The sequence below is a fragment of the Streptococcus raffinosi genome, from assembly GCF_030284685.1.
In the GTDB taxonomy this organism is placed as follows: Bacteria; Bacillota; Bacilli; order Lactobacillales; family Streptococcaceae; genus Streptococcus; species Streptococcus raffinosi.
In genome coordinates this window covers 13197-28386 of the sequence record NZ_JASUZV010000009.1, presented here as the reverse complement: position 1 = coordinate 28386, position 15190 = coordinate 13197, and the positions used below count along the sequence as shown (strand labels likewise).

Sequence of the window (15190 nt, the reverse complement as noted above, 5' to 3'; positions counted from 1 at the left end):
ATGTGGCTTGAAAAAATTGATATCCAGCACTTTAGAAATTATTCTGAAGCCTCTGTAACTTTTTCTCCCCATCTCAATATCTTTCTGGGACGTAATGCTCAAGGAAAAACCAATATTCTTGAAGCTATCTATTTTCTCGCATTAACACGTAGTCATCGTACTCGTTCTGACAAAGAGCTGATTCAATTTCAGCAAAGTACTCTGAAATTGAGCGGTATTGTCCATCGTCGTAGTGGAAAACTTCCCCTCGAAATCAGTTTATCTAATAAGGGACGCATAACTAAGGTTAATCACCTCAAACAAGCTAAATTATCGGATTATATTGGTCATATGACGGTTGTGCTCTTTGCTCCTGAGGATTTACAACTTGTTAAAGGATCTCCAAGCTTACGACGTAAATTTATAGATATTGATTTAGGGCAGATTAAACCTGTATACCTCTCTGATCTATCCAATTACAATCATGTCCTCAAACAGCGTAATGCCTATCTCAAATCTACCGACAAGGTAGACATTGATTTTTTGTCGGTTTTAGATGAACAACTCGCTGATTTCGGAGCACGAGTTATTGAACACAGACTAGACTTTATCAAGCAACTAGAAGTAGAGGCTGACAAGCACCATAGTCTTCTCTCAAATCAAATTGAGCGTCTTAACATCTCCTATGAATCGAATATATCTTTGCAAAATAACAAAAGTATTCGCCAAGCATTTTTAATTACACTTAGGCAAAATCACAAAAGAGATATCTTCAAAAAGAATACTGGCGTTGGTCCTCATAGAGATGATTTAACGTTTTACATTAATGACATGAACGCATCTTTTGGTAGTCAAGGACAACAACGTAGTTTAATTCTTTCTTTAAAGATGGCTGAAATTGCTCTTATTAGAAATGTAACTGGTGAATTTCCAATTCTTCTCCTGGATGATGTTATGAGTGAGCTTGACAATCACCGTCAACTTAAATTATTGGAGAGTATCGATAAAGAAGTTCAAACTTTCATGACAACAACTTCACTTGACCACCTGACTAATCTTCCACCTGATTTAAAGGCCTTCGTAGTTGAAGCTGGTAGTATTAGCAGAAAGCAAGTCAATATATAGACTTGCTTTCTTATTTTTTATAATTTACACATCTGACAACGTAAATATCTAAACTATGATTGTCAGATGTGTAAATTTTTTGTAAACTTTGATGTAAAGCAAAAGTACTTACCTTCCGATAAGTACTTTTTTATTTTTAGTGAGCAGAATAGTTAGGAGCTTCATTGGTAATTTGAACATCATGAGGGTGACTTTCAATGAGTCCTGCACCTGACATTTCAACAAACTGAGCTTTGTCATGTAAAGCTTGAATATCTTCCGCACCTGTATACCCCATACCTGCACGGATACCACCAATCAATTGGAATACGATATCAGCAGCAGAACCTTTGTAAGCTACACGACCTTCAATTCCTTCTGGAACAAGTTTATTTGCTTCATTAACCGCACCTTGGAAGTAACGATCGCTTGATCCCTTCTTCATCGCTGCAATTGATCCCATACCACGATATGATTTATATTTACGACCTTGGAAAATCTCAGTTTCACCTGGTGCCTCATCGGTTCCAGCAAACATTGAACCAAGCATTACTGCATCACCACCAGCTGCAAGAGCTTTTACGATATCACCAGAGTATTTGATACCTCCATCAGCAATGATTGTTTTGCCGTATTCACGAGCAACATTAGCAGCATCGTAGATAGCTGTCACTTGAGGAACCCCTACACCAGCAACTACACGTGTTGTACAAATTGAACCTGGTCCAATACCAACCTTAACCACATCAACACCAGCATCATAAAGCGCACGTGCACCTTCAGCTGTTGCAATATTTCCTGCAATCAAAGTTCGTTCTGGGAAGTGAGCACGAATTTCAGCGATTTTACGAAGAACTCCTGCTGAATGACCATGTGCAGTATCAATAACGATAGCATCTGCACCTGCTTCAAAGAGTGCTTCGGCACGCTCAAATGTATCAGACGTTACACCTACAGCACCTGCGACTAAAAGACGACCAAATTCATCCTTGGCTGCATTTGGAAACTCAATGACTTTTTCAATATCCTTAATAGTAATAAGTCCTGACAAACGTCCTTTGTCATCAACCAATGGCAACTTTTCAATACGATGCTCATGAAGAATACTTTCAGCTGTTTCAAGGTCTGTTCCAACTGGAGCTGTAATCAATTTTTCAGAGGTCATGTGTTCTGAAATGAGTGTATCGTAATCAGAAATAAATCGCATATCACGATTGGTAATAATACCAACCAATTTACGATTATCAAGAGTCTCAACAATCGGAACACCTGAAATACGATAACGTTGCATCAATTCCTCAGCCTCAGCAACCTTATTTTCTGGCGTTAAGAAGAATGGATCAATAATGACACCATTTTCAGAGCGTTTTACTTTGCGAACTTCTTCAGCTTGTTCAGCAATAGACATATTTTTGTGAATAACACCTAAACCTCCTGCACGAGCAATTGAAATAGCCATCTTGCTATCTGTGACAGTATCCATAGCAGCAGTGATGATTGGGATATTTAATGTCAAATTTTTAGCCAATTTCGTCTGCAAGTTAACGTTGTTTGGTAGAACATGACTTTCCGCAGGAATAAGCAATACGTCATCAAAAGTGTAACCTTTTTTTAAGAATTTAGTGTCCCAATTTGACATTATAATCGTCCTCTTTTCTCAAAGCTTGGAGGTACAAAAAACCCCAGTCTATTTTTTAATTGATAATATCATATCATGCTAAAAAGATTTGTCAACAGATTATCATAAGATTCCTAAGAAATCCTTTTTTTAAAAAAATAGGAACCTTATTGTTCAAGGTTCCTAAAATTATTTAATTAGAAATAATTAATTCCCATGGCTTCTTTAACTTCTGACAATGTTTGTCCTGCAACTTCACGCGCCACTTGACTACCTTTTTCAAGCATACGGAAAACCTCTCCCATATCCTTAGCATATTCTAAACGACGTTCACGAATTGGAGCCAACTCGCGTTCTAAGATTTCTAGAAGATAACGTTTGGTTTTCACATCTCCTAAACCACCTCGTTGATAATGTTCTTTCATCTCAGCAATTGTAGCAGCATCCTCTTCGCGACCAAAGATATCAAGATAATGGAAAACCATATTACCTTCGATTTGGCCTGGATCTTCCACACGAATATGATTTGGATCGGTATACATGCTCATGACTTTTTTACGAACAGTATCTTCATCATCCGACAGAAAAATGCCATTGCCTAAGGATTTAGACATCTTAGCATTACCATCTAAACCTGGTAGACGCCCAGCAGCTTCATTTTCAGGATAAATTCCCTCTGGCTCAACCAAAATATCACAATTATAGGTATGATTAAAGCTACGAACAATTTCACGTGTCTGTTCAATCATTGGCTTTTGATCATTTCCTACAGGAACAAGATTTGCTTTAAAGGCCGTAATATCAGCCGCTTGGGAAATTGGATAAACAAGGAAGCCTGTTGGAATAGATTCTCCAAAACCTTTTTGTGAAATTTCTGTCTTAACGGTCGGATTACGCTCTAAACGTGCCAAAGAAACTAAGTTCATGTAGTACATCGTCAGCTCAGCTAATTCTGGAATTTGGCTTTGAATAAAAATAGTAGACTTTGAAGGATCCAAACCCACAGAAAGGTAGTCTAAAGCGACATTTCCAATTGATTCTTTGATAATTTCTGACTCTTTTGCATGATCCGTAAGGGCCTGTTGATCTGCCAAAAAAACAAACATATTGTATTTGTATTCGTTTTGTAAAAGTACACGATTCTTCAGACTTCCAACATAATGTCCAAGGTGGAGTTTTCCTGTTGGGCGGTCTCCTGTCAATATAATAGGTTTCGTCATATAAATACCTTTCTACTACAAAAAAATCCCCACGCAAAAATATGCGTGAGGGCGTTAATCACTTATGATACGCGGTACCACCTCAATTGACAACTTTTTTTAAAGCTATCATCTCAAATCTTCTCAACAAAGAAGTTGCACGGTAAGGGGTGCCAGTCCTAACGTTTATGTGTTCACGTTAATCGTCAAATTTTCTTCAGCCCATTCATTCTACCATCATACTGGTTTACAGCTACCACCAGCTCTCTACAAGGAAGGATAGAACTACTCTTCTGATGACTATTATTCTACATGTTTTTATCCTTTTTTGTCAAGGTTATCTTTCTAGTTTCACGTGAAACACAACCGTACATACTTTCAAAATAGTCATTGCTTGACGTAAACTAAAAAAGGCTTGATAATAAGAATATCATATTTAGGAGATAATATATGAAACGTAGAATAATAGATATACTTTTAGTTACAATTGGCTCATTTATAGCTGCAGTCGGTTATAATTCACTTTTAGTTAAAAATCATATTGCCTCAGGAGGTGTAGGAGGGCTAGCTATCAGCTTAAATGCCCTATTTGGTTGGAATAATGCTAACTTCGTATTAGCTACAACCATCCCCTTATTAATTCTATGTTGGTGTTTTCTAGGCCGTGAAGTTTTACTCAAAACATTCTATGGTTCTATCATTTTTCCAACTTTTATTAAATTAACTGAGGGATTACCAACACTTACCAAACAGCCAATGCTGGCAGCCATTTTTGGTGGAATTGTACTAGGATTAGGACTAGGCATAGTCTTCTATGGGAATTCTTCAACGGGAGGAACTGGAATTATCACACAAATTCTTAATAAATACACACCTCTCCCACTAGGAACAGTGTTACTTCTTGTTGATGGGGTCATTGTCGCTATCAGTGCTATCGCCTTCTCTCCTGACACTGTTATGTATTCCATTCTATCGCTTGGAGTTGTCTCTCTTACAATTGACAAAATGATGGTGGGACTCAACTCTTCAAGGAATCTTCTAATCATTTCAAAGAATAGCGAACAAATTATTAACTATATCACTAAGGTAGCAGATAGAGGTGCAACAAAAATACCAGCTCTAGGTGGACATACTGGACAGTCACAAAATATGATTATGACCACCTTATCAACCCATGAGGTTCCAAAAGTCCAAGAAGAAATTCAAAAAATAGATGAAACTGCCTTTATTGTCATTATACCTGCTTCTACAGTTATGGGGCGTGGCTTCAGCCTACAAAAAGACTACCAAAGAGTACCAAATGACTTTATAACTCCCTTATAAAATCAATTGAAATAAAGTCTAATTTCTCGTAAAATAGTACATAAGAATAAAAATAAAGGATAATGTATGCTTAATGTATCGGATGTATCGCTCCGTTTTAGCGATCGCAAACTTTTTGATGATGTTAATATTGCCTTCACACCTGGTAATACTTATGGGCTTATCGGTGCTAATGGTGCTGGTAAATCTACTTTTTTGAAAATTTTAGCAGGTGATATTGAACCCACAACAGGACACATTTCCCTTGGTCCTGATGAACGTCTTTCTGTCCTTCGCCAAAACCACTTCGACTATGAAGAAGAACGTGTTATTGACGTTGTTATCATGGGTAATGAACGACTCTACGATATCATGAAAGAAAAAGATGCCATCTACATGAAGGAAGACTTCTCGGATGAGGATGGTGTTCGTGCTGCCGAACTAGAAGGTCTCTTTGCTGAATTAGGTGGTTGGGAAGCTGAAAGTGAAGCCTCTCAATTGCTTCAGAATCTAAATATTTCAGAAGATCTCCACTATCAAAACATGAGCGAATTGGCTAATGGTGACAAGGTGAAGGTCCTCCTTGCAAAAGCACTTTTTGGTAAACCTGATGTACTTCTACTTGACGAGCCGACCAATGGTCTTGATATTCAATCAATCTCTTGGCTTGAGGATTTCTTGATTGATTTTGAAAATACCGTGATTGTCGTATCCCATGACCGTCACTTTTTAAACAAAGTATGTACGCACATGGCCGACCTTGACTTTGGAAAAATTCAACTCTACGTTGGTAATTATGATTTCTGGAAACAATCTTCAGAATTGGCTGCACGCTTGCAGGCCGACCGTAATGCAAAAGCAGAAGAAAAAATCAAAGAACTTCAAGAATTTGTTGCACGTTTCTCTGCCAATGCTTCAAAATCTAAACAAGCGACTTCTCGGAAGAAAATGCTTGATAAAATTGAGCTAGAAGAAATCGTTCCATCAAGTCGTAAATACCCATTCATCAATTTTAAAGCAGAGCGTGAAATCGGTAATGACCTTCTAACAGTTGAAAATCTCACTGTTAAGATGGATGGTGAAACCATTCTTGATAACATTAGTTTCATCCTACGTCCAGGAGATAAGACAGCTATTATCGGGCAAAACGATATTCAAACCACTGCTTTAATTCGTGCCCTAGCTGATGATATCGACTATGAAGGTACAATCAAATGGGGTGTTACAACTAGCCGTTCTTACCTTCCAAAAGACAATTCTAAAGACTTTGCATCCGGTGAATCAATCCTTGAATGGCTTCGTCAATTCGCAGAAAAAGGGGAGGATGATGATACCTTCTTGCGTGGATTCCTTGGGCGTATGCTCTTCTCAGGAGATGAAGTCAAGAAATCTGTCAATGTCCTCTCAGGGGGAGAAAAAGTACGTGTTATGCTCTCTAAACTCATGCTTTTGAAATCCAATGTCCTTCTTCTAGATGATCCTACTAATCACTTGGATTTGGAATCAATCTCAAGTCTAAATGATGGTGTCCGTGATTTCAAAGAATCTGTTATCTTTGCCAGTCATGACCACGAGTTTATTCAAACAATAGCGAACCACATCGTTGTCGTTTCTAAAAATGGTGTTATTGACCGTATTGATGAAACTTATGATGAATTCCTTGAAAATGAAGAAGTTCAAGCTAAAGTCAAAGCACTATGGACTGATTAAACTATAAAGAGATGCAGGTTGGGATATCCCAACCTGTCTTAGTATCATTATGACAAATAAAAAATACTATAAAACATTATTATTTTACCTAGCCGCTTTATTATTGCCAATACTGATCATGGTAGGGGTGCTTTATAGCCAAGATATCTATCCTGGTAGTAGTCAAACCATTTTAACGAGTGATGGTTTTCATCAATATGTGATATTCGCCACTGGTCTTAGAAATATATTACATGGCGACGGGAGCCTATTTTACACATTTACAAGTGGATTAGGTCTCAACTTTTACGCCTTAACCAGCTATTACTTAGGTTCCTTTTTATCACCGCTTTACTATTTCTTTACTGTCAAGCAAATGGCCGATGCCTTTTACTTCATTACAATACTTAAGTTTGGTCTTATAGGGCTATCTGGTGCCTTTAGTTTTAAGTACCTCTTTACAAAGGTGTCAAGGAGTTTTATCCTTTGTCTTTCTACAGGATTTTCTTTAATGAGTTTTGCTACCAGCCAGTTAGAAATTAGCACCTGGTTAGACGCTTTCATTTTAGCCCCCCTCATCATACTAGGTTTACACCTTCTACTACGATTCAATAAACGTGGATTATACTTTATTAGTCTTACCTGTCTCTTTATTCAAAATTACTATTTTGGATATATGATGGCCATTTTCTTAACGCTTTACACCTTAATACAGCTAGTATCTATTAAGGGTTGGAAAAATAAAATAATCCATTTTTTAGATTTTGGTGTAGTTTCTATATTGTCTGGTCTTAGTAGTGCTATAATGTTACTTCCAACACTACTTGATTTGACTACTCATGGTGAGAAGTTTACAAGTGTGTCAAATTTATTGACAGACTCCACTTACTACTTTGATTTCTTTGCTAAAAATCTTATCGGAGCTTACGATACCACTAAATTTGGATCAATCCCGATGATTTACGTAGGACTCTTACCTTTGATTCTTTTTCTACTATTTTTTGTTAGTAACGAAATCAAACTGTCATTACGTCTAAGCTATTTATTACTTTTCAGCTTATTTATTGTTAGCTTCTATATACAGCCCCTTGATTTATTTTGGCAAGGAATGCATGCGCCTAATATGTTTCTCCACCGTTATTCTTGGCTACTCTCTCTACTCAGTGTTCTTTTAGCGGGAGAAACTCTAAATCGAGTCAAAAAGTTTTCTTTATTAAGACTCCTAATGTCTTTCTTAGTCCTAGCCACTGGATTCCTATTCACTTGGATTTTCCGCTCTCACTACAGCTTCATTGAACCATCTTCCTGGCTATTAAGCCTAGCTTTTCTCTTGGCCTACGCCATTTTATTTATTAGCTATTATAGACAACAGATTCCTAGAACTATTTTTCAGTATTTCACATTCTTGTTTTGCATTTTCGAGCTTAGTCTAAGTACATACTATGTTGTCGGTGCCTTAGGAAATGAGTGGGTATTTCCAAGTCGTGAAGGTTATCTTCGAAATATGTCCGCAATTACAAAACTAGTCTCAGATACCCGAAAAACTAATAAAACTTTTTACCGTACTGAGAGAATGGAATCTCAGACTGGTAATGACAGTATGAAATTCAACTACAACGGTATTTCTCAATTTTCATCCATTCGAAATACAGCTTCAAGTTCAACTCTTGATAGATTAGGATTTAAATCTGAAGGTACTAATTTAAATCTTCGTTATCAAAATAATACTATTATCGCTGATAGTCTTTTCGGAGTAAAATACAATTTATGGAGCTTAAATCCTAATAAGTATGGGTTTTATCAGCTAAACTCTGAAAAGTCCATGAGAATTTATCAAAATAACAATGCTGCCCAGCTTGCTATATTAACTGATGGCGTATACAAAGACACTCCCTTTACTGTCAACACACTTGACAATCAATCTAATCTCCTAAATGCTCTATCTGGTCTAAATTTAACTTATTTCAAACGAGCCCCCTCGCAACTTTTGGATAAAGATGCTAAATCTTTGAATCAACGTGTAGCCAAACGAAATAGCCACTCAAACAAAGATTCTGTGACGGTAACTTATCGGGTTACTACTCCCCCACATAGCCAACTATATGTCAGCATTCCTAATATTTCTTGGTCTGATGACAATCCCCATTCACTGTCAACTACTGTAAATGGAGTGACAAAAAGTCAAATAACTGATAATACCTTTGATTTCTTTGATCTTGGCTACTTTGAAAAAGAAGAAACAATTACAGTTGGACTAACGTTTTATGGTAATAAAGCAATATCTTTTGACAATCCTAGCTTCTATGCCTTAAATACTCAAAACTACCAGACCGCTATGGATACCATTAATCAACGGGATGTCAAAGTCACTACAGCAAAAAATAAGGTATTTGCTAATTATAGCAGTAAAAAGGAAGCTTCACTATTTTTCACCATTCCATACGATAAGGGATGGACAGCTACTGTCAATAGTAAAAAAGTTAAGATTTACCGATCTCAAAAGGGATTCATGAAGGTTAATATACCTAGTGGTAAAGGAAAGGTAGTACTTACCTTTGTGCCTTATGGATTTAAATTAGGTTTATTGATTAGTTGCTTGTCAAGCCTAACATTTTGTTGCTATGCTCACTTCATCAGAAAATCAAGATTAATCTAAAACTCAAGATACATTATCCTAAAACAGGTATGGAACGGTCGTTCCATACCTGTTTATTTTTTAGGTAAATAAAAAAACTCAAGTCATTAAACTTGAGGTGTCTTATCACTCCGCCAGTAGGACTCGAACCTACGACATCATGATTAACAGTCATGCGCTACTACCAACTGAGCTATGGCGGATAAAACTGCTATGTAGCAAAATAGTCCGTACGGGATTCGAACCCGTGTTACCGCCGTGAAAAGGCGGTGTCTTAACCCCTTGACCAACGGACCAATTTTGAGTTAATCATCTCGTTAACACTCTTATTATTATATCAGAGTATTTGATTTTGTCTATACTTTTTTTCAAAAAAAATATTAAATTTTGCTAATTCATTTTGATTTTAGGTTAGATTTTACAAAGTATTGACATGTTGCTATATATTTTGTAAACTAATAGAGTTGTTGGTCTCATAGCTCAGCTGGATAGAGCATTCGCCTTCTAAGCGAACGGTCGCAGGTTCGAATCCTGCTGGGATCAGATACAAAAAACGCAATCTAGAGTTTCTAGTTGCGTTTTTCTTTTGCTTCAATATATAGAAAATAATTTAAAATAAACAAAGGCAACAACGTCGTATAGAGACTGTATTCATGTAAATAATGAGAAAACCATGTTGATGTCGCCACTCCCACCATAAAAGTAAATATGATAATAGTAGTATAAGATGCTTGTTTAAGTACTTTAGAATCATGTTCATCAATGGCTCGTGCAACAGTTAAAGAGGTATTGGTAATATTACCAGTCATCATAAAGGAGGCATAATTTACCCCTCTGACACGCTTGAAAATACCTACTTGAAGAGAGGCGAAGAAAGCCAATCCCGCGATAGTGATAGTGGAATCTACATATGGAGTGATGATTGCGAGTACTATCATCAATAGAAATGCGAGCCTAATGGCCTGTAAATGCCATCCCCATTTATGGTTAATAAGCCACTTTTTTGCAAAAAAGACAAAAAACTGACCTAAAATAAAGAAAAATATAGGGATAGAGTAACTAAAAGCCCTTGCGATATGACCATCAACGAGATGAATAACCAAATAAAGGAGATTCCCTGTCTGTATACTAGCAAATCGCCCATCTTGAGTATTGTAAGTGTAAGCGTCAATAAAACCACCTATGTAACTGACTAAGGTAGCTACTCGTAAGCCTTCAAAAACACGATAAGACCGTTTTTTCATTTTGAACATGTCTGTTTCCTTCTTCTACTTATGATAGGGACTTCCTTGTTGAATCATGAATGCGCGATAGATTTGCTCAACTAATACAAGACGCATAAGCTGGTGAGGAAAAGTTAGGAGACCAAAACTCATTAATTGGTTAGCTCTTTTTTTGACTTCCAATGACAGTCCTAAACTTCCACCAATAATAAAAGTAATTTCTGAATGGCCTTTAAGAGTGGCTTGCTCAATTTCTTTCGCAAATTGCTCTGAAGGAAATTGCTTACCTTCTATTGCTAAAGCAATAACATAATCACGGTCACCTACTTTAGATAGGATGCGTCGCCCCTCTTTTTCGAGAATTAATTTATTTTCAGACTCACTTGCATTATCAGGTGTCTTTTCATCAGGTAATTCTATAGACTCAAATTTTGTAAAGCGTCCTAGTCGTTTAACATACTCCGAAATACCATCTTTCAAATATTTTTCTTTCAATTTTCCAACTGTAATCAATTTCACTTTCATAAATTTATTATAGCACATATCCACAATCTTTTAACACCTTATCCACAACTTTCCCTCTTCAACTCTGTCTACTAATCCCTTTAAAACAGCCTATTATCTACACTTATAAAAACTTATCCACAGGTTGTTGATAACTGTTTTTGCTATAACTTTATGATATAATTAAGCTTACTTTGATATGTTTATCAAAAAAGGAGGACTAAACGTGAAAAAATTTAACTGGAAAAAAATAGTAGCACCTATAATAATGCTACTTATTGGATTACTGGGAGGTTTGATTGGAGCCTTTATCCTGTTAACAGCAGCAGGTATATCCTTTACAAATACAACATCAACAGGTATCAAAACAGCTAAAACCGTCTATAGTAACACAACAGATACAACTAAGGCCGTTAAGAAAGTGCAAAATGCCGTTGTTTCTGTTATCAATTATCAAGAAGGATCATCATCAGATTCTCTAAACAATCTTTACGGACGTATTTTTGGTGGGGGTGATAATTCTGATTCCAGCCAAGAAAAATCAAAAGATTCTGATGGCTTGCAGGTAGCCGGTGAGGGGTCTGGAGTCATCTATAAAAAAGATGGAAAAGAGGCTTACATCGTAACTAACAACCACGTTGTTGATGGCGCTAAAAAGCTTGAAATCATGCTTGCAGATGGTTCAAAAATTACTGGTGACCTCGTTGGGAAAGATACTTACTCTGACCTAGCAGTTGTCAAAGTTTCCTCAGATAAAATATCAACGGTTGCAGAATTTGCAGATTCAAACTCACTAACAGTAGGGGAAAAGGCAATTGCTATCGGTAGTCCACTCGGTACTGAGTACGCCAACTCCGTAACTGAGGGAATCGTATCTAGCCTGAGCCGCACTGTAACCATGCAAAATGATAATGGTGAGACGGTCTCAACAAACGCTATTCAAACAGATGCTGCCATTAACCCTGGTAACTCAGGTGGCGCACTTGTCAATATTGAAGGTCAAGTTATCGGTATTAACTCAAGTAAAATTTCATCAACTTCAGCAGTGGCCGGAAGCGCCGTAGAAGGTATGGGATTTGCCATCCCATCTAATGATGTTGTCGAAATCATTAATCAGTTGGAGAAAAATGGAAAAGTAACACGACCAGCTCTAGGAATATCAATGGTTGATCTTAGTAACCTTTCTAGCAGTGCAACTTCTAAATTAGATTTACCTGATGATGTCAAATCTGGAGTCGTTGTTGGCAGTGTTCAAAAAGGTATGCCAGCTGACGGTAAACTCCAAGAAAATGATGTTATTACCGAGATTGATGGCAAAGAAATTAGTTCAAAAACAGATATCCAAACAAATCTTTATAGTCATAGTATTGGTGATACCATTAAGGTAACCTTCTATCGTGGTAAAGATAAGAAGACTGAGGAACTTAAATTAACAAAATCTACAGAAGACTTATCTGATTAATCATTGACAAATCTGTCAAAAGACCTTTACAATAATGTAAAGGTCTTTTTTTGGAAAGGAACGCTATGTCAGAACAACTCAAAACTTTACCTATACAGGAAATCTATCCTAATCCTTTTCAACCTCGCCTAGAGTTCTCAGATGACGAGTTAACAGAGCTTAGGCAATCAATAGCTGAAAATGGCTTAATACAACCCATCATCGTTCGAAAATCTGATATTATTGGTTATGAACTAATTGCTGGAGAAAGACGTTTACGAGCTTGTAAACGTCTAGGAATGACAGAAATCCCTGCAGTTGTAAAAGAAATAACAGACCAAGATAGCCGTAAACAAGCCATTATTGAAAATTTACAGCGGTCAAATCTAAATCCTATTGAAGAAGCAAAAGCCTATCATAATTTAATTAGTGAGTTATCATATAGCCACGAGGAGCTGGCCAAAGCTATGGGAAAATCTAGGCCATATATTAGTAATGCTCTTAGACTCCTCCAACTACCTAGAGAAATTCAACTGAGTATCGAGCATGGAAAATTGAGTCAAGGACATGCCAGAGCGCTCTTAGCTATTCAAAATCCTGAAAAGCAATTAAACATTTTTCATAAAGTCCTTACTGAAAAGTGGTCGGTTCGTACTCTAGAAAAAAGACTTCAGGAGCTACCTAGAAAGCAAAAACTAAAGAAAGATATACATATAAAAGATAAAGAAAAAGAACTTGAGAAATCACTTGGCCTCCCTGTGACTATTAGTTATCATAAAAATCACTCAGGGACAATTAAGATACAATTTTCGTCAGAAGAAGATTTTAACAGACTTATCAACAAACTTATTTAACCTGTGAATTTATACGATAAGAAATACACTCTTATCCACAGATTATAAACGTAAAAAACCTTTTAAAATAAAGGGTTTCTTTTTTTATTCACAGACTGTGGAAAACTCATATGCACAATGTGGATTATCTTTTTTAGGTTGTTGATAACCTCAGCTTGCTTCTCTTTTAGACCTGTGGAAAACTTTTTTATTTTATGATAGAATCAGAGGATAAGAATATAAAAGGAGAATTGATGGAATGACAGAAAAAGAGCAATTTTTTTGGAATAAGCTCTTAGAGCTGGCCAAAGAGGAGCTTACACAAGCCACTTTTGATTATTATGTTCTAGATACCAAGCTCATCAAAGTTCAAGATAACGTTGCTACAATTCTGCTTGAAGAGGTCAAAAAACTATTCTGGGAAAAAAACATGCAGTCTGTCATCTTATTGGCAGGATTTGAAGTCTATAATAGTAAAATAGAGGTTGAATATGTCTTTGATGAAGCACTCTTAAATCAAGTACATCAAAACGTAACCACTAATGACTTCAGCAGTAATAAGGATTTGCAATCGCCTGCTCTTCCTACATTGAACTCAGACTTAAATAGTAAGTATACCTTTGACAATTTTATTCAAGGAGATGAAAATCGTTGGTCAGTAGCTGCATCCTTAGCTGTTGCTGATTCCCCTGGGGCAACTTATAACCCTCTATTCATATACGGGGGCCCCGGTCTTGGAAAGACGCACTTGCTCAATGCCATTGGTAACAAAGTCTTACATGATAATCCTCAAGCTCGCATTAAATATATTACTGCTGAAAATTTCATTAATGAATTTGTCGTACACATCCGTTTAGACAAAATGGATGAACTAAAACTAAAATATCGCCATCTAGATGTCCTCTTGATTGATGACATCCAATCACTGGCAAAAAAATCAACACAAGCTACCCAAGAGGAATTTTTCAATACCTTCAACGTCTTGCACAACAATAACAAGCAAATCGTCTTGACTAGCGACCGTAACCCAGATCAATTAAATGAGATGGAAGAACGTCTCGTCACGCGCTTCAAATGGGGATTAACCGTCAATATTACACCCCCTGACTTTGAAACTAGAGTTGCTATTTTGACTAATAAGATTATGGACTACGATTATCATTTTCCATCTGAAACTATTGAATATTTAGCTGGCCAGTTTGACTCAAATGTCCGTGACTTAGAAGGAGCCCTAAAAGATATTAGTTTAGTTGCTAACGTCCGTCAACTAGATACTATCACAGTAGAAGTAGCTGCAGAAGCCATCCGTGCACGTAAAATGGATGGACCTAAGCTAACTCTCATTCCTATTGAAGATATCCAAACTGAGGTAGGTAAGTTTTATAATGTTACTGTCAAGGAGATTAAGGCGACCAAAAGAACACAAAATATTGTCTTGGCACGCCAGGTTGCTATGTATCTTGCGCGTGAAATGACTGATAACTCTCTTCCTAAAATTGGGAAAGAATTTGGGGGAAGAGACCACTCAACAGTCTTACATGCCTATAACAAAATCAAAAATATGATTTCTCAAGATGACAGTTTACGTATCGAAATTGATACCATCAAAAATAAGATAAAATGACCCTTGTGGATAAGTCAACAAAAAAATTCAGAGTTTTCC

11 protein-coding genes, 3 tRNA genes and 1 other annotated feature are annotated in these 15190 nt (G+C 36.7%); of the genes, 8 read left to right on the top strand and 6 right to left on the bottom strand.

Going from position 1 to position 15190, the window contains the following annotated elements:
* The gene (gene recF, locus QRD39_RS06895) at positions 1 to 1104 is read left to right on the top strand and encodes a DNA replication/repair protein RecF (RefSeq protein WP_285956080.1); all 1104 of its coding nucleotides are present in this window, start codon (positions 1 to 3) and stop codon (positions 1102 to 1104) included.
* Positions 1105 to 1240: 136 nt separating this feature from the next.
* Here the strand turns inward: recF and guaB are convergent, their stop codons facing one another.
* Together guaB and trpS are read right to left on the bottom strand one after the other, a co-directional pair.
* Positions 1241 to 2722, bottom strand: a complete 1482-nt coding sequence (gene guaB, locus QRD39_RS06890) for an IMP dehydrogenase (RefSeq protein WP_021152700.1) — start codon at positions 2720 to 2722, stop codon at positions 1241 to 1243.
* Between the two features lie 176 nt (positions 2723 to 2898).
* On the bottom strand, positions 2899 to 3921 hold the full coding sequence (gene trpS, locus QRD39_RS06885; protein WP_285956079.1) for a tryptophan--tRNA ligase: 1023 nt from the start codon (positions 3919 to 3921) through the stop codon (positions 2899 to 2901).
* Positions 3922 to 3965: 44 nt separating this feature from the next.
* Positions 3966 to 4207 (bottom strand) — a binding site (T-box leader).
* Positions 4208 to 4350: 143 nt separating this feature from the next.
* Here trpS and QRD39_RS06880 point away from each other — a divergent pair.
* The 3 genes from QRD39_RS06880 to QRD39_RS06870 all read left to right on the top strand — a co-directional run bounded on the left by QRD39_RS06880 (position 4351) and on the right by QRD39_RS06870 (position 9547).
* Positions 4351 to 5223: a YitT family protein gene (locus QRD39_RS06880; RefSeq protein WP_008535971.1), complete on the top strand. Its 873-nt coding sequence runs from the start codon at positions 4351 to 4353 to the stop codon at positions 5221 to 5223.
* A gap of 66 nt (positions 5224 to 5289) precedes the next feature.
* Positions 5290 to 6912, top strand: coding sequence for an ABC-F family ATP-binding cassette domain-containing protein (locus tag QRD39_RS06875; RefSeq protein WP_002887369.1), 1623 nt, complete (start codon positions 5290 to 5292; stop codon positions 6910 to 6912).
* A gap of 49 nt (positions 6913 to 6961) precedes the next feature.
* Positions 6962 to 9547 (top strand): YfhO family protein, encoded by a 2586-nt coding sequence (locus tag QRD39_RS06870; protein ID WP_285956078.1) that lies wholly within the window; start codon positions 6962 to 6964, stop codon positions 9545 to 9547.
* 108 nt (positions 9548 to 9655) lie between these two features.
* Here QRD39_RS06870 and QRD39_RS06865 read toward each other — a convergent pair.
* A tRNA-Asn gene (locus QRD39_RS06865) sits at positions 9656 to 9729 on the bottom strand.
* 21 nt (positions 9730 to 9750) lie between these two features.
* A tRNA-Glu gene (locus tag QRD39_RS06860) sits at positions 9751 to 9822 on the bottom strand.
* A 173-nt stretch (positions 9823 to 9995) separates the two neighbouring features.
* On the opposite strand from QRD39_RS06860, the gene QRD39_RS06855 reads away from it, so the two are divergent.
* Positions 9996 to 10069 (top strand) — tRNA-Arg (locus tag QRD39_RS06855).
* A gap of 26 nt (positions 10070 to 10095) precedes the next feature.
* On the opposite strand, the gene QRD39_RS06850 is transcribed toward QRD39_RS06855, so the two are convergent.
* Both QRD39_RS06850 and rlmH read right to left on the bottom strand, forming a co-directional pair.
* The gene (locus tag QRD39_RS06850; RefSeq protein ID WP_002887367.1) at positions 10096 to 10779 is read right to left on the bottom strand and encodes a YoaK family protein; all 684 of its coding nucleotides are present in this window, start codon (positions 10777 to 10779) and stop codon (positions 10096 to 10098) included.
* A 15-nt stretch (positions 10780 to 10794) separates the two neighbouring features.
* Entirely contained in the window at positions 10795 to 11274 is a 480-nt protein-coding gene (rlmH, locus tag QRD39_RS06845; protein WP_002887366.1) for a 23S rRNA (pseudouridine(1915)-N(3))-methyltransferase RlmH, read from the bottom strand.
* 205 nt (positions 11275 to 11479) lie between these two features.
* Between rlmH and QRD39_RS06840 the strand changes: the two genes are divergently transcribed.
* The 3 genes from QRD39_RS06840 (at position 11480) to dnaA (ending at position 15151) form a co-directional block, all read left to right on the top strand.
* The gene (locus QRD39_RS06840) at positions 11480 to 12715 is read left to right on the top strand and encodes a S1C family serine protease (RefSeq protein ID WP_285956077.1); all 1236 of its coding nucleotides are present in this window, start codon (positions 11480 to 11482) and stop codon (positions 12713 to 12715) included.
* Positions 12716 to 12780: 65 nt separating this feature from the next.
* Positions 12781 to 13548, top strand: a complete 768-nt coding sequence (locus QRD39_RS06835; protein ID WP_285956076.1) for a ParB/RepB/Spo0J family partition protein — start codon at positions 12781 to 12783, stop codon at positions 13546 to 13548.
* 238 nt (positions 13549 to 13786) lie between these two features.
* Positions 13787 to 15151, top strand: coding sequence for a chromosomal replication initiator protein DnaA (gene dnaA / locus QRD39_RS06830; RefSeq protein WP_002887363.1), 1365 nt, complete (start codon positions 13787 to 13789; stop codon positions 15149 to 15151).
* Positions 15152 to 15190 lie beyond the last annotated feature (39 nt).

Excerpts from the sequence above, each read along its gene's own strand:
- recF (WP_285956080.1), top strand. The coding sequence starts at position 1 with ATGTGGCTTGAAAAAATTGATATCCAGCACTTTAGAAATTATTCTGAA.
- guaB (WP_021152700.1), bottom strand. The coding sequence starts at position 2,722 with ATGTCAAATTGGGACACTAAATTCTTAAAAAAAGGTTACACTTTTGAT.
- trpS (WP_285956079.1), bottom strand. The coding sequence starts at position 3,921 with ATGACGAAACCTATTATATTGACAGGAGACCGCCCAACAGGAAAACTC.
- QRD39_RS06880 (WP_008535971.1), top strand. The coding sequence starts at position 4,351 with ATGAAACGTAGAATAATAGATATACTTTTAGTTACAATTGGCTCATTT.
- QRD39_RS06875 (WP_002887369.1), top strand. The coding sequence starts at position 5,290 with ATGCTTAATGTATCGGATGTATCGCTCCGTTTTAGCGATCGCAAACTT.
- QRD39_RS06870 (WP_285956078.1), top strand. The coding sequence starts at position 6,962 with ATGACAAATAAAAAATACTATAAAACATTATTATTTTACCTAGCCGCT.
- QRD39_RS06850 (WP_002887367.1), bottom strand. The coding sequence starts at position 10,779 with ATGTTCAAAATGAAAAAACGGTCTTATCGTGTTTTTGAAGGCTTACGA.
- rlmH (WP_002887366.1), bottom strand. The coding sequence starts at position 11,274 with ATGAAAGTGAAATTGATTACAGTTGGAAAATTGAAAGAAAAATATTTG.
- QRD39_RS06835 (WP_285956076.1), top strand. The coding sequence starts at position 12,781 with ATGTCAGAACAACTCAAAACTTTACCTATACAGGAAATCTATCCTAAT.
- dnaA (WP_002887363.1), top strand. The coding sequence starts at position 13,787 with ATGACAGAAAAAGAGCAATTTTTTTGGAATAAGCTCTTAGAGCTGGCC.